Consider the following 21,996-nt stretch of genomic DNA (forward strand, 5'->3'; position numbering starts at 1 on the left):
AGATGACGGCCTTCGGCCGCCGGCTTCGCCGGCCGCTTACGCGGTCCTTGACACCGGGCTCCGCCGAGAAGATTTGGCTGGCTATCGGGTCGGCGGCGGCAGTTCGGCGCAGCAAGATTTGGCTTCGGTACGGGCTTGGGGACCCGGCCAGCGCTCCGGGCAGGCAGACGAGCTCCCCTGGGCTTTTACTAGACGATGACACCTTGTGAAGGATTCACAAGGGACGAGGCAGTGCCCTCAGGTGCGTCGGGTGAACCGGATCCGGCCGTCCGGGAGTCGCTCATAGCCGTATTTGGGGTCGTGGATCCGACGATGGTCACTGCCACACAACAGGACCATGTTGGCGAGGTCGGTTCTTCCGCCTTCGGACCACGGTTTCAGGTGATGGGCTTCGGTCCATGCGGCTGGGGCGTCGCAGTCTTCGGCTTGGCAGCACCTGTCGCGTAGCCGGAGTGCGCGGTGTTGGATCGGATGCGCCAACCGCGCGGTCCTGCCGAAGTCGAGGATCTCAGAGTCGGTGCCCAGCACCAACGGGACGAGGTCGGCATTGCAGGCCATCCGGCGGGCCTCGGCGGCGGTGATCTGATCACCGTCGAACCCCAACGCTGCGGTGCCGAGGTCAGCACGCAGCTGATCGAGGGTCATGGTGATGAACACCGTGGTGCCATGCCCACCATGCCGCGGGAGCTGGTCGACGTCGTAGGTCTCGACCACCCGGGCGAACGCCTGCCCCAACAACCGGTCATACGGCGCCTTGACACCCCGGTCCTGAGCCGAGAGCTTCCGCGGCTGGGCCAGCGAGTCCAGGATCGTGCGGAGCCGAACGCCGACGGCACGGGACACCCGGACGTGGATGTCGACGGTCCCGTCGCCGTTGTCCCGCGACTGGAAGAACGTACGCCGCTGCGCCCGCTCCTCCTCCCGCTGCAACGCCTTCGCCTCAACGGCCTCGAACCGCTCGGGGTCGATCTCGGCGAGAATCCGCTTCCCGACGATCTTGAGCTCGTTCGCCGTCAGCCGGGTCGCGTAGTCGACCAGCAGCTTCTCGGCCAAGACCAGGTCTTCGCTGCTGGCGGCGGGATCGGCCTCGATCGCATCCAGGGCCTTGGTGATCACCCGGGCCTTGTCTTGGGACACCATCCCCTCGGCCAGACCGGCGGCCACGAGGTCGTACTTCGCGACCCCGGCCGCCAGCTTGACCTGCGAACGCGCGACCGCCTTGTCGACCAGCAGGTCGGTTCGCAACCATCCCGAGGCGTCCTTGGCGCCGGTCTCCTCGGCGATATCGCCGGCAACAGCAAGGACCCGGAGCTTCAACGCCGCCTGCTGGGCCTGCAACTTCTCGAGCCGCTCGAGCAGGTCCTTCTTCTGCTCGATCCGCCAATACGCCGGATCGGTCGACAGCAGCTCTTGAACGGAGGATTCGATGGCGGTCAGGGCAGCGTCGACCATGTCGCCAGGGCTGGTGCCCCAGTGGTCGATCCCGCTCCCGAGACTCATCGCTTCCCGCCTTCAAGGGGTGTGCTGCGATAGCCCCAATTCTACTCCGGAACCACCCCCGGGAGAACCTATTTCCCCAGGTCAACCCCAACTTTCGCGGCCAGCGAACGACCCTCTTCTGCTGCGCCACACCCGGGCCGCCGCCCCGATAGCCAGCCAAGTTTTTTCTCGCCGGACCCCGGTGTCAAGGACCGCGAAGCGGCCGGCGAAGCCGGCGGCCGAAGGCCGTCCTTTACTCCGGGGTCCGGCGAGAACACCCTCGAGAACGGGTCGGCGGCCCACCCCAACCCCGAAGACCATGTCACCGCTCGTCCAAAGACGCCAACGCAACCCCAGCAAGCCCCCAGCCACCAAAACCGCCCCAGCCAAAACCCAGTACAACGCGTCATACCCACCCAGAACAGAAGCAACCCCAGCCCCCAACGCCGGAGCAAGCGCCCCAGCAACCCCCGCAGGCGCCGAGTAGACCCCGTTGAGCGCCGCGTACCTCTCCGGCCCCCACACATCACTGACAACCGTGGCCGAGATGAGCGTGTAGAGCCCGCGGGCGGTCCCGGTGAGCACCGAAACGAGGATCATCACCCAGCCCACCGCAGGCAGTAATGGCAGCAGCACGACAGAAGCCGCGAACCACAGCACTCCCCCGATCATCCGGGCCCGGACACCGAAACGCCAGGCCAGCATCGGGTAGAACGCACGACCGGCGACCTGCCCGGCGCCGCCGAGCCCGAGCGCCCAGGCGGCCGTGGTCGGGCTCAGTCCGTGCTCGACGAGGAACGGCACGAGGTGCACGATCGAGGCGAACACGACCATCGTGACCAGCGTCCCCGCGAGCGTGAGCAGGACGAACCGGCGACTCCGCAGCACGTCCCGGTCCCGTACCGGACGACCGTCCTTGACCGGAGCAGCCGGCTCCCAGGTCAGATCGAGCACGAGGATGCTCGGCACGAGCGTCAGCACGACGAAGATCCCCGCCAGGATGACGTATGTCCATCGCCACTCCACCCACCCCGCCAGCGCATCGGTGAGCGGGGCGAAGATCGTCGAGGCGAACCCGCCGGCGAGGGTGAGGGTCGTGATCGCATCCACGCGCCGCGACCCGAACCACTGCGTCAGCGCCGCGAACGCCGGCGGGTAGAACGTCCCCGCGGTCGCGAGCCCGACCAGCAGCCAGCCCAGAGCGAAGATCCAGTACGTCGGCGCAGCAGCGACCACCAGCAGCGACAGCGTCCCCAGCAGACTGGCGCCCGCCATCACCCACCGCGGACCGAAGCGCTGGACGACCCGCCCCACCGGGATGCCCGCGACCGCCCCCACGAGCGTGCCCGCCGAGAACGCGGTGGTGATCGCGGCCGCCGACCACCCGGTGGCGTCGACGATCCGCGGCTGCAGCACGGTGAAGGCGTAGTAGAGGACGCCGTAGGCGGCCGTGACGGTGACGCAGAGCGTCACCAGCACCCCGAGAAGCGGCCGACGACCCATCCAGTCAGCGTTCCAGGCGGATCTGCTCGACGACGCCGCTGAGCTTGGACGGGTTGCGGACGTAGTAGAGCCCGGTGACCAGGCCGTCCTCGACGTGGAGCGTGACGACGCCGTCGACCACCTCGTCGAAGTAGACCAGCATCCCGGGAGCGCTGTTGACGTCGGCCAGCTCGAACCTCGGGATGCCGTACTTCGTCGCCAGGCCCTCGAAGAACCGCAGCACCTTCTCGGCGCCGTGGATCGGCTTGCGGGCCGCCTGGACCACACCGCCACCATCGGAGAAGAGCACGACGTCCGGCGCCAGCACGTCCAGCAGCGACTGCAGGTCGCCGCCGGTCGCGGCGTCGCGGAACCGCTCCAGAGCGTGACGCGCCTCGGCCGCCGAGACCGACTCCCGCGGCCGACGCTCGGCGACGTGGTCGCGTGCCCGGTGGGCGATCTGCCGCACCGCGGCCGGCGACTTGTCGACCGCGGCCGCGATCTCGTCGTAGCCCAGCGCGAAGACCTCGCGCAGCACGAAGACCGCCCGCTCCGTCGGTGAGAGCGTCTCCAGCACCAGCAGCACCGCGGTCGAGAGCGAGTCGGCGAGCTCGACGTCCTCGGCGACGTCGGGCGAGGTCAGCAGCGGCTCGGGCAGCCACGGACCGACGTACGTCTCCTTGCGGCGCGACAGCGTCCGGATGCGGTTGAGCGCGAGCCGGGTCGTGATCCGCACCAGGTAGGCGCGCTGGTCGCGCACCTCCTCCAGCGGCACCTCGGCCCACCGCAGCCACGTCTCCTGCAGCACGTCCTCGGCGTCGGCGGCCGAGCCGAGCATCTCGTAGGCGACGGTGAAGAGGAGGTTGCGGTGGGCCACGAAGGCCTCGGTCGCGGCGTCCGCGGCCGACCCGTGCGACTCGCTCATGTCGCCGCCTCCGTAAGACGGACCAAAGAATACGGAGCCGGCGACCTGAGGCCTATGGTCGCTCGCTGGCGCTCGCTCATGCCTCCGACCCTACCGATGCCGGCGCCAGCGGGATCTCGCACACGTCGGAGTAGCCCTGGCTCTGCAGCCCGGCGGCCGAGTTGAACCGCGAGCGCATGTTCTCCAGCGCGATCATCTGGGTCAGCTCCACCGTCGCCTCGGTGCCGAGCTCGTCGATCAGGTCCGCGACCATCTCGTCGGTGACGGTCGGCGGCGTCGACGACATCGCCTCGGCGTACTCGATCACCCGTCGCTCCGTCTCGTCGAAGACATCGGCGGTCCGCCACACCTGCACCTGGCTGATCTTGGCGATGTCGAGCTTCTCGTTGCGGGCGAGGTAGTAGCCGAAGTCCAGACACCAGCTGCACCCGATCGTGCTGGCCGCCGCCAGCTGGGCCAGCGACTTGTACGTCGGGTCGAGCGCGTCCCACTTCCCGACCTTGCTCTCGAACCCCATCACCGCGCGCAGCACCGGCTTGTGGTGGAAGTAGACGTAGCCGACGTCGGGGACCTCGCCGTACATCTTCCTGCTCACCCGCCTCACCACGGCGCCGTAGAGACCGGTCAGCTCTGCCTTCGGGATCCTGAACGTGCTGGGCATTGGTCGCCCTCCTCTTCGGATTGGAGCATCTCGTCGCCATCCAGACACCGACAACCGTCAGGCTGTGACACTAGGGTGGTCGCGTGAGCGAGCCAGAGACGACGACCATTGCCGAGGGAGTTGCCCGGATCGAGTGGGCCGCGGGCGAGGCCGTCGACGTCGTACGCCGCGAGGTGGCCGCTGCACTGCTCACCCACCACCGGGTGGAGGCGCTGGTGGCCCCGGAGGACACCGCCGAGCAGCGCACCGCGACCTGGTCGGGCCTCCACCGCGAGGGCCTGCTCCGCGGAGTGGCGGGCGGCGAGGACCGGATGCTCTACGCCCGGGTCGCCAGCGACGCGCCGGTCGAGGCGCCCGAGGGCTTCCGGGCGCTGCTCAACTCCTTCCTCCCGCGCAAGCGCGCGATCGGCCAGATGCTGGTGCGCGACCCCGAGGACCGCGTCCTGATGTGCCAGCTGACCTACAAGAAGGACTGGGACCTCCCCGGCGGCATCGTCGAGGTCGGCGAGTCGCCGAAGCTGGCGACCACCCGCGAGATCGAGGAGGAGCTCGCGCTCGTCCTCCCCGCCGGCGACCTGCTGCTCACCGACTGGCTGCCGCCGTGGGGCGGCTGGGACGACGCCGTCTGCCTGGTCTTCGACGGTGGCGTCCACCCGGCCACGATCGTCGACAACACGACCCTCCAGCCGCGCGAGATCCGCTCAGTGGCGTTCTGCACCCTCGACGAGGTCCGCGAGCGGGCCGCCGACTTCACCGCGCGCCGGGTCGAGGCCGCCCTCGCCGCGCTGGGCGGAGGCCCGGCCTACACCGAGTCGGGGCGCGCGTAGCACTCCCTGGGCGACGAGCGCCCCGACCACCAGCAGGGCCCCACCGGCGAGCTCGCCGGCGCTCGGCACCTCCCCCAGCAGCAGCCACGCGGAGCCGATCGCGACCGGAGGCACCAGCAGGATCCACGGCACCACCGACGACGCCGGGTGCCGCGCGAGCAGCGAGTTGAAGATCCCGTAGCCGACGAACGAGGCGAGCACCACCGTGTAGGCCGTGGAGGCGAGAGCCTCCCAGCCGAAGGCGGCCACCCCCTCGCGTACGCCCTCGGGCCCGTCTATCACCAGCGAGAGCAGCAGCAGCGGGACCGGCACGACCAGCGCGGACCAGACCGTCAGCGAGAGCCCACCCGGCACCTTGGCCGCACGGGAGATCACGTTGCCGATCGCCCAGGACAGCGCGGCCAGCAGGCACAGCACGAGTGCCACGAGGGGTACGTGACCACCTCGGCCCAGCGCCACCACGAGCAGCCCGACCGCACCGGCGACGACGCCGACCACCTGCAGGAGACTCGGCCGCTCCCGCAGCACCCCGGCCGCGATCACGATGGTGAGCACGACCTGCGCCTGGAGCACGAGCCCGGCCAGCCCGGGCGGCATCCCGGCGGCCATCCCGGTGTAGAGCAGCCCGAACTGGCCCAGGCTCATGAACACCCCGACCGCCGCGACCACGCGCCACGACGCTTTCGGCCGCGGCAGCAGGAAGACCGCCGGGAACGCGACCAGGACGAAGCGCACCGCGAGCAGCAGCAGCGGCGGCACCGAGTGCCCGTCACGCGTCTCGAGACCCCAGTCGATGACGACGAAGTTGAAGCCCCACAAGACGGCCACGAGCACGGCGAGCAGCGAGTCACGACGATTCACACCCCCAGGATGAAGGCAAAGATCATGAAGCACCAGCGAATGATTCTTCATCCAATGGCGTAGCATCGCTTCATGATCGACCTCGCCGCGCTCGTCGCTCTCCGAGCCGTCGACACCCACGGCTCGGTGGTGGCCGCCGCCGACGCCCTGGGGTTCACGCCCAGCGCCGTGTCCCAGCAGGTGAAGCGGCTCGAGCGACAGGTCGGCCTACCTCTGCTGGAGCGGATCGGGCGCGGTGTCATGCTCACCCACGCCGGCCGACACCTGGTCGAGGAGGGCTCCCGACTGCTCGCCGACATGGAGTCGCTGGAGTCCGGGCTGCACGAGCAGGCCACGACCGTGGCCGGCCGGCTGCGGCTGACCGCGTTCTCCACCGCGATGCGCGGGCTGATCGCGCCGGTCGCCGGCGAGCTCCGCACCGCCCACCCCGACCTCGTCCTCACCCTCTCCGAGCGGGAGCCCTGGGACACCGTCGACCTGGTCGCGACCGGTCACAGCGAGATCGGCGTGGTGCACTCCTGGGGCGACGTACCGCTCTCCATCCCCGACCATCTCGTCATCACCGACCTCCACCGCGACGTCGCCGACGTGATCGCCCATCGCGACCACCCGCTGGCCCAGCTCGCCAAGGTGACCCCGCACGACCTCGTCGCCGAGGACTGGATCGCGACGCCGGAGGGCACGATCTGCCGGCAGTGGCTGAACCGGATGTACGCAGGCACCGGCCGGCTGCCGAAGATCGCGCACGTCTCGATGGAGTTCGACAGCCATCTGGCCCTGGTGCGGGCCGGCCTCGGGATCGCGCTCATCCCACGTCTGGGACGGGCGGAGCTGGGCGAGGACCTGGTCGCCCTACGCGTCGTCGACCCGGTCCCCACCCGCGAGATCCTCGCGCTGCACCGGCGCACGATGGCCGCCTCGCCGGCGGTCACCGCCGTACTCGCGGCGCTGGCGGATCAGAACAGCGCGGAGGCCAGCGACTGACGACCCTTGAGCACCCGCTCGTCGTCGTTGCCGACCGCGGCGAAGAGTCCCAGCAGGTGCTCGCGCGCCTTGTTGCGGTCGTCCCCCGACGTACGCCGCACCAGCTCGACCAGCCGGAGGAAGGAGTCTTCCACGTGGCCACCGAGAAGGTCCAGGTCGGCCACGAGGGTCTGCGCGTCGACGTCCTCGGGCGCGGCCGCCGCGGCGGCACGGGCCGCGTTGAGGTCGACTCCCTGCGTACGCTGCAGAACCTTGGCCATCGCCAGCCCGGCGGCGGCCTCGGAGTCGGCGGGGTTGGAGGCGATCAGCTTCTCGTACTCGGCCACGGCGGCGTCGATGTCACCGCGCTCCAGCGCGTCCTGGGCCGGGGCGTAGCGCGGGTCGAGCGCCGGCTCGGCGCCCTCCTCGGCCGCACCGCCGCCGACGGCGTTGGGCTTGTGGCGCCCACCGATGCCCTGGGTGGTGAGCTGCTGACCGAGCTGCTGGAAGACCGTACGCAGCTCGTCGAGGTTGAGCGCGCCCGGGATCGGCTGGGTGACCGGCCGGCCGTCGAGCAGGATGTAGAGGAGCGGCACCTGGGGCACCTGCAGCGCCTGCGCGATCTGCTGGTTCTTGTCGATGTCGACCAGGCCGACCATGAACCGGCCGTCGTACTCCTCCACGACCGTCGACACGTCGCGCGCGTAGGTGACGCTCTCCGGAGCGCGGGAGGCGGAGTAGAAGACCAGCACCACCGGCGCGGTCATCGACGCCTCGAGCACCGACTGGAAGATCTGCTCGTCGACCTCGACGGTGTAGGAGCCGGCGCTCCGCGCCTGGGCGGGAGCCACGTCGGCCGGACCGCCGAACGGGGCGTCCTGTGCGGGGCTGGTGCTGGCGAGCCCGGAGAGGTCGACGGCTCCTGGACGGGAGAACGGCTGCTGCGTCATGCGGTCAATCCTAAGAGGACGGTCTACCCGACGCTGCCGCGGAGGCCCGCACGCTGGACGACACGCTGGATCGTCAGGTCGCGCTCGTTGGGGCGGCCGACGAAGTAGATGTTGTTGAGGCCCTGCTCCTGGGCGGCCGACTCGAAGACGAAGTGGCCGTAGTTGAAGATCTGGCCGGTGAACGACTGCTTCACGGTGATGTCGAGGACTCGCGCGAGCGGCATGGTCGCCAGCTCGCTCGAGAGCACGCCGTGGACGCGGAAGATGCGCATGTTGGTGACCACGAACCGGTCCCGGCTGACCACCAGGGCCCGCCAGAACGCGTGCCCGACCAGCGCGAACGCGAGCAGCACGATGATCCAGGCGACGTTCATGTCGATCGTCGCCGCGACGATCATCAGCGCCAGCCCGAGGATCGCCTCCGCCACCGGGCGGATGTAGGAGACCCAGTGATGGGTGACCTCGTCAACGACGACCTCACCTTCGTCGCGCAGAAGGTGCTTGGAGATATCGACACCGAAGAGGTTCACACCAGCAACGATAGTGACTCCGCGGAGCGGGAGTCGACAGAACAAGCCGTACGCCGGGACAACTCCCGCCGAAAGCCCGGTGACGGGGTGAGCGTCAGGGCTGTTCGGCGAGGAGCGTGTCCGCGGCGGCGTACGGGTCCTTCTCGCCGGTCACGACCTTCTCCGCGAGGGCGTCGAGGTCGCTCGACGACCCGACGGACGTCCACCGCGCCCGGAGGGTCTCGACCGCGATCGCCTCGATCTCCGCTCGCGCCCGCCGCGTACGCCGCGCCAGCAGCGTGCCGCTGGACTCGAGCCAGGCGCGATGCTCGTCGAGCGCCGCGACCACCTCGGCCAGACCCTTGCCGGACTGGGCCACGGCGGCGAGGACGGGCGGCGTCCAGGCGCCCTCGGGACGGTCGGAGAGACGCAGCATCCCGCGCAGGTCGCGCTGGACCTTGGTCGCCCCTTCGCGGTCGGCCTTGTTGACGACGTAGAGGTCGCCGATCTCCAGGATCCCGGCCTTCGCGGCCTGGATCCCGTCACCCATCCCCGGCGCGAGGAGGACGACGGTGGAGTCGGCGAGGCCGGCGATCTCCACCTCGGACTGACCGACGCCGACGGTCTCGACCAGCACCACGTCGAAACCGGCGGCGTCCAGCACCCGGATCGCCTGCGGCGCCGACCACGCCAGCCCACCGAGATGACCTCGGGAGGCCATCGACCGGATGAAGACGCCCGGGTCGGTGGCATGGTCGGTCATCCGGATCCGGTCGCCCAGCAACGCGCCGCCGGAGAACGGGGACGACGGGTCGACGGCCAGCACGGCCACGGTGCGCCCCGCGGAGCGCAGCTCGCGGACCAGCGCGGACGTGGTCGTCGACTTCCCGACGCCCGGCGCGCCGGTGAGCCCCACGATCTGAGCGTGCCCACCGTGCGGGGCGAGCGCCGCCATCACCTCGCGGAGCCGCTCTCCCCCGCCGACGGGGGCGTTCTCGACGTACGACACCAGCCGCGCGACCGCCCGGGGCTCACCGCCCCGGGCGCGCGCGACCAGGTCGCTCACATCAGCGATGGCTCAGGCCTTGGGCACACGCACGATCAGGGCGTCACCCTGACCGCCACCGCCACACAGCGCAGCCGCACCGGTGCCGCCGCCGCGGCGCTTGAGCTCGAGCGCCAGGTGGAGCACGACGCGGGTGCCGGACATGCCGACGGGGTGGCCGAGCGCGATCGCACCGCCGTTGACGTTGACGATCTCCGGGTCGAGGCCGAGCTTCTTGGTGGACTCGATGCCCACGGCCGCGAACGCCTCGTTGAACTCGACCAGGTCGAGGTCGGCGGCGGTGATGCCCTCCTTCTCCAGGGCCTTGGCCGTGGCGTTGGCCGGCTGCAGCTGCAGCGAGGAGTCGGGACCGGCGACCATCCCGTGGGCGCCGATCTCGGCGAGCCACTCCAGGCCGAGCTCCTCGGCCTTCTCCTTGCTCATCACCACGACGGCAGCGGCGCCGTCGGAGATCTGCGAGGCGGAGCCGGCGGTGATGGTGCCCTCCTTGGAGAACGCCGGGCGGAGCTTGGCCAGCGACTCGACGGTGGTGTCGCCGCGTACGCCCTCGTCGGCGCTGACGACGATCGGCTCGCCCTTGCGCTGCGGGATCGACACCGGGACGATCTCGTCGTCGAAGACGCCGTTCTTCTGGGCCGCGGCGGCGCGCTGGTGGGAGGTCGCGGCGAACGCGTCCTGCTCCTCACGGGTGAGCTTCACGCCCTCGGCGTTGACCTGCTCGGTGAGCCCGCCCATGGCCTGCTGGGTGAGCTGGTCGAAGAGCGCGTCGTAGGCCATCGAGTCCACCAGGGTGGTGTCGCCGTACTTGAACCCCTCGCGCGACTTCGGCAGCAGGTGCGGCGCGTTGGTCATCGACTCCATGCCGCCCGCGACGATGATCTCGGCCTCGCCCGCGCGGATCAGCTGGTCGGCCATGGCGATGGTGTTGAGGCCGGAGAGGCACACCTTGTTGATGGTGATCGACGGGATGTTCATCGGCAGACCACCGGCGATACCGGCCGCGCGGGCCGGGTTCTGACCGGCGCCGGCCTGGATGACCTGGCCCATGATCAGGTAGTCGACCTGCTCGGGCGAGACGCCTGCCTTCTCCAGGGCGCCCTTGATGGCGACGCCGCCCAGATCGGCTGCGGACAGGCTCTTGAGCCCGCCGAGGAGGCGGCCGATCGGCGTGCGTGCCCCGGCGACGATGACGTTGGACATGGGTCCTCCAAGAATGTTGGTGGTGCTGATCTGCCACTGAGGTTACTTATTAGTAACCTCAGTGGGAAGAGAGATGACAGCAGCTTGGTGTGGCTGTCATCACACATTGTGCCTCTTTGGCCCGACCTCAAGGAGAGTAGGCCCATGACAACCGTTGAGATCCCACCCCACCTGTTCACCCAGATCGACCACGTCGGCCTCGCCGTCGCCGATCTGGACGCGGCGATCGACTTCTACGAGAAGACCTTCGGCATGAAGCTCGCCCACCGGGAGACCAACGAGGAGCAGGGCGTCGAGGAGGCGATGATCGCCATCGGCGACTCCGACAACAAGCTGCAGCTGCTCGCCCCGCTCAACGAGAGCAGCACCATCGCCAAGTTCCTCGACCGCAACGGCCCGGGCATGCAGCAGCTGGCCTACCGGGTCACCGACGTGGAGCAGGTCTCCGCGATCCTCCGGGAGCGCGGCGTACGCCTCCTCTACGACGCACCGCGACGCGGCACCGCCGACTCCCGGATCAACTTCATCCACCCCAAGGATGCCGGCGGTGTTCTGGTCGAGCTCGTCGAGCCGGCCGCGAACCCTGCCCACTGAGGATCCACCACGGCACGTGAACGATCCAAGAGTCATGTGTCACATCAGGCTGGTGTTAACGGTTACTCACCAGTAATGTCCGGCGAAATAGCCCAACCGCGACCCCTACGACGACGCAGGAGCCGACCAATGCAGAACATCCTCGACGCGATCCTCGCCGGCGATACGCCGGGCGAGGAGTTCGCGAACCTCGAGATCCCCGACCACTACCGTGCCGCCACCGTCCACAAGGACGAGGTCGACATGTTCGAGGGCGTCGCGACCAAGGAGAAGGACCCCCGGAAGTCCCTCCACGTCGAGGACGTCGCCCTCCCCGAGCTCGGGCCGGGCGAGGCCTTCGTCGCGGTGATGGCGTCGGCGATCAACTACAACACCGTGTGGACCTCGATCTTCGAGCCGGTCTCCACCTTCGGGTTCCTGGAGCGCTACGGCAAGGAGTCCGAGCTCGGTGCCCGCCACAACCTCGACTACCACGTCGTCGGCTCCGACCTGTCCGGCGTCGTGCTGAAGGTCGGCCCGGGCGTCACCAAGTGGAAGCCGGGCGACCGCGTCGTGGCCCACTGCCTCTCGGTCGAGCTCGAGGCTCCCGACGGCCACAACGACACGATGATGGACCCGTCCCAGCGCATCTGGGGCTTCGAGACCAACTTCGGCGGCCTCGCCGACGTCGCCATGGTCAAGGCCAACCAGCTGATGCCGAAGCCGGAGCACCTCACCTGGGAGGAGGCCGCCTCCCCCGGTCTGGTCAACTGCACCGCCTACCGCCAGCTCGTCTCCGCCAACGGCGGCAACATGAAGCAGGGCGACAACGTCCTGATCTGGGGCGCCTCCGGTGGCCTCGGCGGCTTCGCGACGCAGTACGCCCTCAACGGCGGCGCCAACCCGGTCTGCGTGGTCTCCAACGAGGAGAAGGCCAAGATCGTGCGCAACATGGGCGCCGAGATGGTCATCAACCGCTCCGAGATGGACTTCAAGTTCTGGAACGAGGACGGCACCCAGCAGAACCCGAAGGAGTGGCTGCGCCTCGGCAAGGCCATCCGCGAGCTCACCGGCGGCGAGGACATCGACATCGTCTTCGAGCACCCGGGCCGCGAGACCTTCGGCGCCTCGGTGTTCGTGACCCGCAAGGGCGGCACCATCACCACCTGCGCGTCGACCTCGGGCTACATGCACGAGTACGACAACCGCTACCTGTGGATGAACCTCAAGAAGATCATCTCCAGCCACTTCGCGAACTACCGCGAGTCGTGGGAGGCCAACCGCCTCATCGCCCAGGGCAAGATCCACCCGACGCTGTCGCGGTCCTACACCCTGGAGGAGGTCGGTCAGGCCGCGCTCGACGTGCACCACAACAAGCACCAGGGCAAGGTCGGCGTGCTCTGCCTGGCTCCCGAGGAGGGCCTCGGCGTGCTCGACGAGGAGAAGCGGGCCGCACACATCGACAAGATCAACCTCTTCCGGGGAATCTGAGACTCGAGGTCTCAGTAAATAGATCCCGTTTGAGACTGGATTCACGGCCGGTCTCCCCTTGCGCGAGGGGCGACCGGCCGTAGTCTTGCCCTTTGGGAGCAGAGGCAGCTCGTAGACGACCTACAGTGTGAGGAATCCGCCACAAATGACGAATGAGGGACTGTCCATCTTCAATGAGGCGTCAGAGCCTCGGAAGAACCCCGAACAGGACTCGACAGAGACACAGGTCCTCCCCCGGGTTCCCGGTGCATCCGGGTCGCCCAGCTCCGGCCACACCTCCCCACCACCGGCTCCAGGCTCGCTCCCAGCCTTCCCGGTCGTGCGTCGTGGTGGCTACGACCCCGGCACGGTGAACGCTCGGGTCCAGCAGCTTCTCCAGGCCAACGGTCAGGGCCAGTCGGCCCTGCGCAACGCCCAGCGGCGCATCGCCGAGCTCGAGCGCAAGGTCAGCGACCTCAAGGCAGCTGCCGCGCAGAGCAACGAGGCCCCGTCCTACGCCTCCCTCGGTGGCCGCGCGAGCGCCATGCTCCGTCTGGCCGAGGAGGAGGCGGGGGCGGTCAAGGAGTCCGCCGAGAAGGAGGCCGCGGTCATCCGCGAGGCCGCGCAGCGCGAGGCCGCCGCGACCAAGGCGTCCGCCCAGCGTGACATCGAGGCGCTGCGTACGACGCACTACAAGGAGATCGACGACCACCGCGAGAAGGTGATGTCGGAGGTCCAGCAGGCGCGCAAGATGGTGCAGGCCGAGAGCGACGAGATGCTCGCCGCTGCCAAGCGCGAGGCCGACCAGATCCGGCTCGCCGTGCAGCAGGAGGTCACCCAGCTGCGTACGTCGACCCAGCGCGAGGTCGAGAAGGCCCGCGCCGGCGCCGACCGTGAGGTCCAGGAGGCCCGCCGTATGCTCGCCGTCGAGCGCGAGCGTCTCGCGCGCGAGGCAGCCGACCACCACGACCAGGCGATGGCCGAGACCGCTCGCATCGTCTCCGAGGGTGAGGCGCGCGCCGCCGACGCCGAGGAGCGCGCCCGGATCGCCGCCCAGCACGTCGCCGACCAGCGCGCCGAGCTGGCCAAGGAGTCCGAGGGCATCGTCTCCCGCGCCCGCCGCGACGCCGAGGCGATCCTGTCGAAGGCTCGCGCCGAGGCCGACCACCTCGCCTCCACGGCGACCGTCGAGGCCGAGAAGGGCCTCGCGATCATCAAGGCCGAGGTCGACCGCTTGACCAAGCGCCGCGACGCCATCGCGGCTCAGCTCTCCTCGCTCACCGACCTGGTCTCGGGGTTCGGCAAGACCGAGGACCCGGCCGAGCTCGAGGCGCCGAAGCCGGCCACCGAGGACGAGGACATCGTCGACGGCGAGCTGGTCGACCAGGTCGAGGAGAGCGTCACCCTGGTCGACGACGAGGATCTCGACGACTACGACGACTACGACGAGCCCTCGGAGAAGACCGCGATCCGCGAGCCCGAGACTGCGAAGTCCGAGAGCCGGTGAACGCGGCCGCTGCCGACCGTCCCACGGACGGTCCTGACTCGACGCCTGCCGAGACCGGCTCGCACGAGGACCCGGCGGTCGACAGCGACGCCGCGATCGACGTCGAGGAGGTGCCCGAGGAGGAGAGCGAGCGCGACAAGCGGTTCGGCAAGCCCGGACCGCCGTTCGACCGCAACTCTCCCTACCTCTTCGGGCTGCTCCTCGGCCTCGGCCTGCTGACGGCCTACGCAGCGGGCAACCTCCTCACCACGATGGGGAGCGTGATCCTCCAGGTGGTGGTCTCGCTCTTCATCGCGGCCGGGATCAACCCGATGGTGGTCTTCCTGCAGCGGCGGGGCTTCCCCCGCCCGTGGGCGGTCATCTCCGTCATCCTCGGGGTCCTGGGCGCGCTCGCGCTCTTCTTCGTCGCCCTGGTGCCGGTGATCAGCGACCAGGTCGCCAAGATCTCGGCCAACGTCCCCGGCTGGATCGAGGAGCTGCAGCGCAACCAGCGCATCCAGCAGCTCAACGAGGACTACCAGATCCTCGACAAGGTGCAGGAGTACGTCGCCAGCGGCGACTTCGTCAGCAGTGCCTTCGGCGGCGCGCTCGGCGTCGGCCTGGCGGTGATCAACGTGCTCGTCACGGCCTTCATCGTCATCGTCCTGACGCTCTACTTCATCGCCGCCTACGACCAGACGAAGCACGCGATCTACCGGCTTGCCCCGGCCTCGCGCCGTGACCGGGTCAGCAAGCTCGGCGACCGGGTCTTCGACGGCATCGGCGGCTACGTCTCCGGTGCCTTCATCGTCGCGCTGTGCGCCGGCCTGTCGACGCTGGTGCTGCTCTTCGTCATCGGGATGGGCGAGTACGCCGTGGCCCTGGCCTTCGTGGTCATGATCACCGACGTGATCCCGATGATCGGCGCCACCATCGGCGCGGTCATCGTCTGCGCGATCACCTTCGCGACGACCGACCTGAAGACCGGGCTCATCGCGGTCGTCTTCTACATCGCCTACCAGCAGTTCGAGAACTACGTCGTCTACCCGCGGGTCATGTCCCGCTCGGTCGACATCCCCGGCGTCGTCACCGTGATCGCCGCCCTCGTCGGCGCCTCGCTCCTCGGTGTCGTCGGCGCGCTGCTGGCGATCCCGACGGCGGCCGCCGTGCTGATGCTGATCCGCGAGGTCTACGTCAGAGCCCAGGACGAGCGCTAGCCACGACCTGCGAGAGCGCCGCACGCACCGGATCGAGCCGGCGCGTGCGGCGCTTCGGCTTTCAGGAGGCGGTCGTCGACTGCTCGCCCTGCTGGACCGCGATGATCCCGGCAAGCACCACCAGCCCGCCGATGAGCTGAATCAGGCCGGGAGCCTCACCGAGCAGCAGCCAGGCGAAGACGACAGCCGAGACGACCTCCAGCAGCCCGACGAAGGAGGACAGGCGCGAGCCGAGGGTGCGGGTGGCGGCGATGCCCGCGGCATAGGCGATCGAGCAGGTGAGCACACCCAGGCCGATCAGCGGCCCCCACCAAGGCATCTCCAGGCCCGCCAGGACCACCGGCGAGGTCTCCATCGCGAATGGGATCGCCCCGATCAGGCAGAGCAGCACGAGCAGGATCGTCGCGCCGGTCAGACCCAGCCAGGCCAGCGCGAGCGGCGGCAGGGTGGTGCTGGAGTGGGCGTTGAGCACGTAGTAGCCCGCCAGCCCCACGGCGGCCGCGGAGCCCCACAGCACGCCGAACGGGTGCACGTTGGCGCCACTGACCAGGTCGAGGACCAGCACGAGGCCGGCGATGGCGACCAGCGCGCCCACCATCGTCAGGCGCGAGGGCCGCTCGCCGTGGCGCAGCCACATCCACCCGACGACGAGCACGACGCCCATGTATTCCAGCAGCAGCGCCGGTCCGACCGCCATCCACTGCACGGCCGAGAAGAACGCGAACTGCGGCACCACGATCGCCAGCAGTGCGTACGCCACCACGACCCGCCAACTCGCGGCGACGCTTCGCCATCGGCCGGCGAGCGCGCGCACCGCGAACGGGGCCAGCACGAGGGCGCCGATGCCGACGCGGAAGACCAGCACGCCTCCCGTCGACCAGCCGGTGTCGAACAGGCCGCGGCCCAGTGGCCCGGAGAGGCTGAACGTGACCGCCGAGAGGACTGCCATCAGCAGTCCGGCAGCCACCAGCGGCGTTTTCTGCGTGCTCTGCGGCACCGCCTCGTCATTGGTCAACGTCGTCATGACACATGACGATCCCAGCGACGCGGTAATGTGTCAACATGGTTTTCACCCATGACACCGAGGTAGGCCTCCAGGCAGCCGCGGCGCTGGCGAACACCCTCGCCCTGTCCCCCGGCTCGGTCGACGAGCTGGCGACCGTGGCGGCGCTGGACGAGTTCTTCGTGACGTACGACTACACCGGGCGGCACGACCGCGACCGCGCCGAGCTCGAGGAGGTCCGCGCCCTCCGCACCCGGCTGCGCGACCTGCTCACCGCCGAGCGCGACGAGGCCGTGCGGCTGACCAACGCGCTGCTGGCCGAGCACCGGGCCACGCCCCAGCTCGTCCGGCACACGACGTACGACTGGCACATCCACGCCACCGAGCCCGACGCCCCGCTGGCGACGCGGATCGCCGTCGAGACCGCGATGGCGATGGTCGACGTCATCCGCGCCGACGAGCTGTCCCGGCTCTCGATCTGCGCCGACGACGGCTGTCTCGGGGTGGTCGTCGACCTGTCCCGCAACCGCTCGAAGCGCTACTGCTCGCCGACCTGCACCAACCGCAACGCGGTCGCGGCTTATCGAGAACGTCAGGCCAGCACGAAGTAGCGCAGCGCGACGTAGACCCAGGCGACGGCCAGCGTCACGATCGTCACCACGATGCCGTACCTGGTGAACCTCCAGAAGCTGATCGGGTGGCCGGCCTTGGCGGCCAGACCGAGCACGACCACGTTGGCGCCGGCGGCGACGGCGGTGGTGTTGCCGCCGAGGTCCGCGCCGAAGACGAGCGCCCACCACAGCGGGCTGTCGGCGCCCGAGGACGGCGTCGCGGCGACCATCTCCTCCACGATCGGCACCATCGCGGCGGTGTAGGGGATGTTGTCGACGAACCCGCCCACGACGGCCGAGCCGATCATCAGGCCGGTGACCCCGGCGAGCTCGTTGTCGCCCATCAGGTCGGCGGCGAGGGTGCCCAGCGAGCCGATGACTCCCACCTCGACCAGACCACCGACCAGCACGAACAGCGCCATGAAGAAGGCCAGGGTCGACCACTCGACCTCCTCCAGGAACGCCTCGGTCTCCGTCCGGGAGACGATCACCATCGCCCCGGCGCCGAGCATCGCGACCAGCGACGGATCCAGGTGGAGCTCGGTGTGGAGACCGAACGCGAGCATCACCAGCGCCAGCACGGCCAGGCAGCGGTAGAGCAGCCCGCGGTCGTGGATCGCCGAGGCGGGCGGCTCGATCAGGCCGTCCAGGTCGACGTGGCCGCGCAGGTCCTTGCGGAAGAGCACGCGTACGAGCCCGATCAGCACCACCAGCAGGATCAGGCACAGCGGCAACGAGTGGATCAGGAAGTCGTCGAAGGTCAGGTTCGCGCGGCTGGCCACGATGATGTTGGGCGGGTCGGCGATCAGGGTCGAGGTGCCGCCGACGTTGGCGGCGAGGATGAGCGAGATCAGGTACGGCATCGGCCGCAGGCCCAGCCGCTCGCAGACCGACAGCGTCACCGGGGTCACCAGCAGCACCGTGGTCACGTTGTCGAGGATCGGCGAGAGCGCCGCGGTGACCAGGATCAGCAGGGTCGCCAGCCGCGCCGGGCGGCCGCCGGAGTGCTTGACCGCCCACAGCGCGAGGAACTCGAACAGCCCCGTCTGCTTGAGGACGCCGACGATCACCATCATCCCGAAGAGCAGGAAGATGACGTCCCAGTCGACACCGGTCTCGTGGCTGAAGAAGGCCGACTCGGCACTGATGACCCCGATCGCGACCATCGCGGCGACGCCGCCCAGGGCGGCAGCGACGCGGTGGACGCGCTCGGTGGCGATGAGGCCGTAGGTGACGATGAAGATCGCCACCGCCGCGTACACGATCATGCGTTGAGCTCCATGCCGTCGACTCTCCGCGACCGGAGACTCGATCCGAATGGGTGCTGCCACCCATAAGTCCAGGCCAGATGACATGTCAGGGTTGGGGCATGAGTCACTTGCCCCTCTTCTGGCGGGTCTGCCTGACGAACTGGGCGGTCTTCTGCGTCGGCACCCTGGTCCTGGCGCTGTCGCCGGCCCGGGTCTCGGAGCGCGTCCTGGCCTCGGAGGCGGTGGTGCTGGCGGTCGGGCTGGTCGTGATGGCGACGCTCAACGCGCTCCTGCTGCTGCGCAGCCTGGCGCCGATCGACCGGGTGATCCGCACCATGGACTCGGTCGACCACCTCTCCCCCGACCAGCGCCTGCCGACCCACGGCAAGGGCGCCGGCGCCCGCCTGGTGGCCAGCTACAACGCGATGCTCGAGCGGCTGGAGACCGAGCGGAGCACCAGCAATGCCAAGGCGCTCGCGGCGCAGGAGGCCGAGCGGCACCGGATCGCCCAGGAGCTCCACGACGAGGTCGGGCAGTCGCTCACCGTCGTACTCCTGGGGCTGAAGGGGCTGGAGCGACAGGTGCCGGAGGAGGTTCGTCCCGAGCTGGCCGCCGTCCGCGAGTCCGCGCGCACCGGCATCGACGACGTACGCCGCGTGGCGCGGCAGCTCCGGCCCGGCGTGCTCGAGGACCTCGGCCTGCACGCCGCCCTGGCCTCGCTGGCCACCGACGTCGGCGCGCTGGGCCGCACGACCGTACGCCGCACCATCGGGCGTGGGCTGCCCGAGCTGCCCCAGGACCGCGAGCTGGTGATCTACCGGGTCGCCCAGGAGGCGCTCACCAACGTCGTCCGCCACGCCCACGCCGCCACCGCGGAGCTCTCCCTGTGCAAGATCGGCGACCGGGTCGTCCTCACCGTCTCCGACGACGGCCGCGGCAGCGCCGACCTGGTGGCCGGCGCCGGGATCAGCGGCATGCGAGAGCGGGCCCTGCTCGTCGGCGCCGATCTCCAGGTGACCAGCGTCCCCGGACGTGGCACCACCGTCCGCCTGGAGGTGCCGCTGTGACCCCCACGCCTCCGAAGATCCGGATCCTGCTGGCCGACGACCACACCCTGGTCCGCCGCGGCGTACGCCTCATCCTCGACGCCGAGCCCGACCTCGAGGTGGTCGCCGAGGCGGCCGACGGCGCCGAGGCGGTGGCCGCGCTGCGCGACATCGAGGTCGACCTGGTGATCCTCGACGTCGCCATGCCCCGGATGACCGGTCTGCAGGCCGCGCGCGGCATCGCCCGGATGCGTACGCCACCGAAGATGCTGATGCTCTCGATGCACGACAACGAGCAGTACTTCTTCGAGGCGCTCAAGGTCGGCGCCAGCGGCTACGTCCTCAAGTCGGTCGCCGACGAGGACCTGGTCAAGGCGTGCCGCACCGCGATCCGGGGGCAGGCGTTCGTCTATCCCGGCGCGATGAGCGCGCTCGTCCGCGACTACCTCGACCGCCTCAACCGCGGCGAGAGCCTGCCGCGCACCGTGCTGACCGAGCGCGAGGACGAGGTGCTCAAGCTCATCGCCGAGGGTCACTCGACCCGCGAGATCGCGCGCGAGCTGACGATCTCCTACAAGACCGTCGAGCGCCACCGCGAGAACATCCTCGCCAAGCTGGGCCTGCGCGACCGCACCCAGGTGACCCGCTACGCGATCAGGGCAGGTCTGATCGAGCCCTGAGGCTCCTACCGGTGCCCGAGCTCAGGCGCCGAACTCCTGGGCGCGCAGCCGCGCCAGGTGCGCGTGCACCAGCGGGAGCACCGACGCGCCCTCGCCGCTCGCGGACGCGACCCGCTTCATCGACCCGGCACGTACGTCGCCGACGGCGAACACACCCGGCACCGTCGTCTCCAGGCTCGCGGGCGGGCTCCCGTCGATCCAGTGCTCGCGTGGTACGTCGCGGCCGGTCAGGACGAACCCGTGCTCGTCGAGAGCCACCCCCTCCGCCAGCCAGGCGCAGTCGGGTTCCGCTCCGAGCAGGCAGAAGAGGCCGTCGGCGGACGTCTTCGTCTCCTCGCCGGTGTCCAGGTTCTCCAACCTCAGCCACTCCAGCTGGCCCTCACCGCCGCCGTCGGCGACGATCGTGCGGGGCCGGACCTGGATGTTCGACGTCGCATCGATCTCGCGCACCAGGTAGGCCGACATGGTCTCCGCGAGGTCGTGCCGCCGGACCAGGATCGTCACCGACTTCGCGAACTTGGCGAGGTGGATGGCAGCCTGCCCGGCCGAGTTGCCGCCGCCCACCACGAAGACCTCACGGCCCTGCATCTCGCGCGCCATCGACGTCGCGGCGCCGTAGTAGACGCCCGCACCGACCAGGTCGTCCACGCCGGGCACCCCGAGCCGTCGATAGGTCACGCCCATGGCGAGCACGACCGTACGCGCGCAGAACTGCGCGCCGCGTACGTGCACGTGCTGGTGCTCGGGCTCGTCGACCGGACCGGGCTCGATCCCGGTCACCGGTCGCCCGGAGAAGAAGCGGGCGCCGAACCGGCTGGCCTGGATGCGGGATCGCTGGGCGAGGCGCATGCCCGAGATGCCGCGCGGGAATCCGAGGTAGTTGCGGATCATCGAGCTCGAGCCCGCCTGGCCGCCGATCGCGTCGCGCTCCACGACGACCGTCGCCAAACCCTCCGACGCCGCGTAGACGGCCGCTGCGAGGCCCGCCGGCCCGGCGCCCACGATGGCGACGTCGGCGATCACACCTTCGGGGATGTCGTCGAACCCGCCGTAGATGGCCTCTGCGGCCGTCGCCGTCGTCGCCCCGGAGACCACCCGGCCCGTGAAGGTATGGACCAGGGGCAGCTGTGCCCCCGGGCCGGCGGCCTCGATGATCTCCTGCGCCTCGTCGTCGCTCGGCTCGAGCGCGCGAAGCGGGAAACCCATGCGTTCGAGCAGGTCGCGGATCGCCGCCGCGTCCCGATCGCCCGGCTCGGCCACGACGTCGGTCACGGTCACCAGGGGCCTGCCCACCGACCAGCCCCACTCCGAGAGGAGCTCGATCAGTGCGGTGTGGAACTCCTCGTCCCGCGGGCCGCGCGGGATGAGGACGTAGGTGTCCATCTCGCGCTCGAGCGCCGCGTCACGCAGGTCGTCGAGAGCACCGGTGAAGTCCTCCCACGAGACCAGGGCGACCCGGCGTGCCGTCGCCACGATGCCCGGTACGCGGCGGAGGAGATCGATCGAGGTGCCCTCGTCGAGCACGTGCTCGACGGCGACCATCGCGATCTGCGCACCCTCGGCCACGAGCTCCTGGGTCCTGTCGAGGCCGGCGGTGAAGCCGACGACCGGCTCGATCCGGTAGTCACGGTCGTACCGGGCCCGGAACTCCCGCTCGATGACCTCGGCGTGCTCGCCGCCGACCAGCACGATGACCGGCTTGTCACGCTCCATGCCGCACAGCGTAGACGCCGCGGT

Annotated in this window: 20 protein-coding genes and 1 pseudogene; 9 read left to right on the forward strand and 12 right to left on the reverse strand. The window is 69.8% G+C overall.

Going from position 1 to position 21,996, the window contains the following annotated elements:
- Positions 1 to 237: 237 nt before the first annotated feature.
- The 4 genes from G5C66_RS04710 to G5C66_RS04725 all read right to left on the reverse strand — a co-directional run bounded on the left by G5C66_RS04710 (position 238) and on the right by G5C66_RS04725 (position 4,547).
- Positions 238 to 1,500: an HNH endonuclease signature motif containing protein gene (locus G5C66_RS04710; protein ID WP_165109803.1), complete on the reverse strand. Its 1,263-nt coding sequence runs from the start codon at positions 1,498 to 1,500 to the stop codon at positions 238 to 240.
- A gap of 81 nt (positions 1,501 to 1,581) precedes the next feature.
- The gene (locus tag G5C66_RS04715) at positions 1,582 to 2,982 is read right to left on the reverse strand and encodes an MFS transporter (RefSeq protein ID WP_165109804.1); all 1,401 of its coding nucleotides are present in this window, start codon (positions 2,980 to 2,982) and stop codon (positions 1,582 to 1,584) included.
- Positions 2,983 to 2,986: 4 nt separating this feature from the next.
- Positions 2,987 to 3,886 (reverse strand): RNA polymerase sigma-70 factor, encoded by a 900-nt coding sequence (locus tag G5C66_RS04720; RefSeq protein WP_165109805.1) that lies wholly within the window; start codon positions 3,884 to 3,886, stop codon positions 2,987 to 2,989.
- 76 nt (positions 3,887 to 3,962) lie between these two features.
- Positions 3,963 to 4,547: a carboxymuconolactone decarboxylase family protein gene (locus G5C66_RS04725; RefSeq protein WP_165109806.1), complete on the reverse strand. Its 585-nt coding sequence runs from the start codon at positions 4,545 to 4,547 to the stop codon at positions 3,963 to 3,965.
- A gap of 83 nt (positions 4,548 to 4,630) precedes the next feature.
- On the opposite strand from G5C66_RS04725, the gene G5C66_RS26720 reads away from it, so the two are divergent.
- A complete protein-coding gene (locus G5C66_RS26720) occupies positions 4,631 to 5,374 on the forward strand; it encodes an NUDIX domain-containing protein (protein WP_338144064.1) in 744 nt (247 codons plus the stop codon).
- A 72-nt stretch (positions 5,375 to 5,446) separates the two neighbouring features.
- Here G5C66_RS26720 and G5C66_RS04735 read toward each other — a convergent pair.
- Positions 5,447 to 6,301 (reverse strand): annotated as a pseudogene (locus G5C66_RS04735) (EamA family transporter); the annotation flags it as partial.
- 6 nt (positions 6,302 to 6,307) lie between these two features.
- Here G5C66_RS04735 and G5C66_RS04740 point away from each other — a divergent pair.
- Positions 6,308 to 7,219 (forward strand): LysR family transcriptional regulator, encoded by a 912-nt coding sequence (locus G5C66_RS04740; protein ID WP_165109808.1) that lies wholly within the window; start codon positions 6,308 to 6,310, stop codon positions 7,217 to 7,219.
- Here G5C66_RS04740 and G5C66_RS04745 read toward each other — a convergent pair.
- The 4 genes from G5C66_RS04745 to G5C66_RS04760 all read right to left on the reverse strand — a co-directional run bounded on the left by G5C66_RS04745 (position 7,192) and on the right by G5C66_RS04760 (position 10,923).
- On the reverse strand, positions 7,192 to 8,148 hold the full coding sequence (locus G5C66_RS04745) for a co-chaperone YbbN (RefSeq protein WP_165109809.1): 957 nt from the start codon (positions 8,146 to 8,148) through the stop codon (positions 7,192 to 7,194). The genes G5C66_RS04740 and G5C66_RS04745 overlap by 28 nt on opposite strands.
- A gap of 23 nt (positions 8,149 to 8,171) precedes the next feature.
- Positions 8,172 to 8,678, reverse strand: a complete 507-nt coding sequence (locus G5C66_RS04750; protein ID WP_165109810.1) for a PH domain-containing protein — start codon at positions 8,676 to 8,678, stop codon at positions 8,172 to 8,174.
- 94 nt (positions 8,679 to 8,772) lie between these two features.
- A complete protein-coding gene (gene meaB, locus G5C66_RS04755; protein WP_338144065.1) occupies positions 8,773 to 9,723 on the reverse strand; it encodes a methylmalonyl Co-A mutase-associated GTPase MeaB in 951 nt (316 codons plus the stop codon).
- Between the two features lie 12 nt (positions 9,724 to 9,735).
- Positions 9,736 to 10,923 carry an acetyl-CoA C-acetyltransferase gene (locus G5C66_RS04760; protein WP_165109811.1) on the reverse strand — a complete coding sequence of 396 codons (1,188 nt, stop codon included), beginning with the start codon at positions 10,921 to 10,923 and terminating at the stop codon, positions 9,736 to 9,738.
- Positions 10,924 to 11,067: 144 nt separating this feature from the next.
- Here G5C66_RS04760 and mce point away from each other — a divergent pair, with 144 nt between their 5' ends.
- The 4 genes from mce to G5C66_RS04780 all read left to right on the forward strand — a co-directional run bounded on the left by mce (position 11,068) and on the right by G5C66_RS04780 (position 15,669).
- Positions 11,068 to 11,517: a methylmalonyl-CoA epimerase gene (gene mce / locus G5C66_RS04765; protein WP_165109812.1), complete on the forward strand. Its 450-nt coding sequence runs from the start codon at positions 11,068 to 11,070 to the stop codon at positions 11,515 to 11,517.
- A gap of 129 nt (positions 11,518 to 11,646) precedes the next feature.
- Positions 11,647 to 12,987 carry a crotonyl-CoA carboxylase/reductase gene (gene ccrA / locus G5C66_RS04770; RefSeq protein WP_165109813.1) on the forward strand — a complete coding sequence of 447 codons (1,341 nt, stop codon included), beginning with the start codon at positions 11,647 to 11,649 and terminating at the stop codon, positions 12,985 to 12,987.
- Between the two features lie 319 nt (positions 12,988 to 13,306).
- Positions 13,307 to 14,473 carry a coiled-coil domain-containing protein gene (locus G5C66_RS04775; RefSeq protein WP_165109814.1) on the forward strand — a complete coding sequence of 389 codons (1,167 nt, stop codon included), beginning with the start codon at positions 13,307 to 13,309 and terminating at the stop codon, positions 14,471 to 14,473.
- On the forward strand, positions 14,470 to 15,669 hold the full coding sequence (locus G5C66_RS04780; RefSeq protein WP_165109815.1) for an AI-2E family transporter: 1,200 nt from the start codon (positions 14,470 to 14,472) through the stop codon (positions 15,667 to 15,669). The genes G5C66_RS04775 and G5C66_RS04780 overlap by 4 nt, the downstream gene beginning before the upstream one ends.
- A 61-nt stretch (positions 15,670 to 15,730) precedes the next feature.
- Here G5C66_RS04780 and G5C66_RS04785 read toward each other — a convergent pair whose 3' ends face one another.
- Positions 15,731 to 16,693 carry an EamA family transporter gene (locus G5C66_RS04785; RefSeq protein WP_165109816.1) on the reverse strand — a complete coding sequence of 321 codons (963 nt, stop codon included), beginning with the start codon at positions 16,691 to 16,693 and terminating at the stop codon, positions 15,731 to 15,733.
- Between the two features lie 38 nt (positions 16,694 to 16,731).
- Between G5C66_RS04785 and G5C66_RS04790 the strand changes: the two genes are divergently transcribed.
- The gene (locus G5C66_RS04790; RefSeq protein WP_165109817.1) at positions 16,732 to 17,283 is read left to right on the forward strand and encodes a CGNR zinc finger domain-containing protein; all 552 of its coding nucleotides are present in this window, start codon (positions 16,732 to 16,734) and stop codon (positions 17,281 to 17,283) included.
- Here the strand turns inward: G5C66_RS04790 and G5C66_RS04795 are convergent.
- On the reverse strand, positions 17,265 to 18,551 hold the full coding sequence (locus G5C66_RS04795; protein ID WP_165109818.1) for an ArsB/NhaD family transporter: 1,287 nt from the start codon (positions 18,549 to 18,551) through the stop codon (positions 17,265 to 17,267). The genes G5C66_RS04790 and G5C66_RS04795 overlap by 19 nt on opposite strands.
- 101 nt (positions 18,552 to 18,652) lie before the next feature.
- On the opposite strand from G5C66_RS04795, the gene G5C66_RS04800 reads away from it, so the two are divergent.
- Positions 18,653 to 19,600 (forward strand): HAMP domain-containing sensor histidine kinase, encoded by a 948-nt coding sequence (locus G5C66_RS04800; RefSeq protein ID WP_241248236.1) that lies wholly within the window; start codon positions 18,653 to 18,655, stop codon positions 19,598 to 19,600.
- The gene (locus G5C66_RS04805) at positions 19,597 to 20,259 is read left to right on the forward strand and encodes a response regulator (protein ID WP_165109820.1); all 663 of its coding nucleotides are present in this window, start codon (positions 19,597 to 19,599) and stop codon (positions 20,257 to 20,259) included. The genes G5C66_RS04800 and G5C66_RS04805 overlap by 4 nt, the downstream gene beginning before the upstream one ends.
- A gap of 21 nt (positions 20,260 to 20,280) precedes the next feature.
- Here the strand turns inward: G5C66_RS04805 and G5C66_RS04810 are convergent, their stop codons facing one another.
- Positions 20,281 to 21,972, reverse strand: coding sequence for an NAD(P)/FAD-dependent oxidoreductase (locus G5C66_RS04810; protein ID WP_165109821.1), 1,692 nt, complete (start codon positions 21,970 to 21,972; stop codon positions 20,281 to 20,283).
- Between the last annotated feature and the right edge of the window lie 24 nt (positions 21,973 to 21,996).

The organism is Nocardioides turkmenicus (genome assembly GCF_011045035.1).
GTDB classification, from domain to species: Bacteria; Actinomycetota; Actinomycetes; order Propionibacteriales; family Nocardioidaceae; genus Nocardioides; species Nocardioides turkmenicus.